This is a genomic window from Vibrio sp. Vb0937 (assembly GCF_033338855.1).
Window position 1 is genome coordinate 1 of sequence record NZ_JAWOTK010000138.1, and the last position, 1,611, is coordinate 1,611.

Annotated in this window: 1 protein-coding gene; it reads right to left on the reverse strand. The window is 45.2% G+C overall.

Annotation, left to right across the window (positions count from 1 at the left end):
- Nucleotides 1-1,157: 5'-3' exonuclease H3TH domain-containing protein (locus R7P67_RS23830; protein WP_318086192.1), on the reverse strand; the 1,157-nt coding region annotated here is incomplete at its 3' end.
- Nucleotides 1,158-1,611 lie beyond the last annotated feature (454 nt).

Below are 1,611 nucleotides of genomic sequence, written 5' to 3' on the forward strand. Positions count from 1 at the left end.
GGGACATAAGCCGCAATACCTTCATCGATAGCAAATGACAAACCGACGAGGTTCGCCACCATGTAATCAAGGCTGTCGGTTTCGGTATCAAAGGCAAACAGCTCTGCCGCTTTGAGTTTTTCTAGCCACGCATTGAAAGAAGCTTCGTCCAAAATGGTTTCGTACTGACTGCGATCAATCGTTACCGCTGAGGTTTCCATTTCAGCATGCGAAGAAGAAGATGATGATGCTTGCGCAGAGCCTGCAAGTTCAACCGCTTCGACAGTGCCTGAGCCGCCTTCAAGCAGTTCGTTCAACCAAGACTTAAACGTCAACTGACCATACAGTTTGATCAATTCGTCTTTGTTTGGCTCTGCTTTCAGTAGCGACTCTGGTGTTTCTTCCAGTTCCACATCCAGCTTGATGGTAGCCAGCTCATAAGACAGCATAGCGTTGTCTTTGTTGTCGACCAGCTTCTTCGCCATGGTTTTCGAACCGCGGAAACCAAGTGCCGCGATATCATCCAGATTTTCGTACAACTTAGTCAGGCCACCAATGCCTTGCAGCAAAGCGGTCGCCGTTTTGTCGCCCACGCCCGGTACACCAGGGATGTTATCGACTTTATCGCCCATCAACGCTAGATAGTCGATGATCAACTCTGGCGGAATGCCAAATTTTTCCACCACCCCTTCACGATCCATCACGACATTCGTCATGGTGTTGATCAAGGTAATGTTGTCATCCACCAGCTGAGCCATATCTTTATCGCCAGTACTGATTAAAACAGGCATGCCTTGTTGCGAGGCTTGGTAAGCCAACGTACCGATGACGTCATCTGCTTCCACGCCAGGAACGCAGATCAACGGCAAACCCATCGCACGAATAACGTTGTGCAATGGTTCAATTTGGCAACGCAGATCGTCCGGCATTGGTGGACGATTCGCTTTGTATTCTGAATACATCTCATCACGGAAGGTTTTACCCTTCGCATCAAACACCACCGCAATACGCTCAGACGCAAATTGACGCATCATACTGCGTAGCATGTTCACCACACCGTAAACTGCGTTGGTTGGGATTTCACCATTACTCATCGTGCCCGGGTAAGCGTGAAAAGCGCGATATAGGTAAGAAGAACCGTCGATAAGAATCAGCGGATTTTCAGGAATACTTGCCATAATTGTCTGTATCCAAATCAGTACTTAATAGATCTGCCTAGGATGCCATGACTGCTGATCCGAATCTATCTTGTTCGTTCGATCCAGATCGCGGAAATTTTCCGATTTATTCAAGAAAACCACCATCACCTGTGGATAACTCTGTTTATATAAATTATCCACAGATTGTGCAATGATAGAAAAGACAAAAAAATACAAATCTATATTATTGTTTTTAAAGGATTATTTTTAAACAAGGCGAGAAGATCAACGATCTTAAAATGATCATGTCATGTGGAAAAGTTACGGATAGTGACGTCAAATGGAAATCGTAGAAAAGAAAAAAGCGACCCAATTGGGTCGCCTAGCAGAAGTGGTAAAGCCAGTTCCATATCATGGCAGCTTAACCAAGAAGCTATAAATTACACTGGAAGCAATGTGAGCAATGTCGTGTCAAAAAGAATTCGTGCAAGTT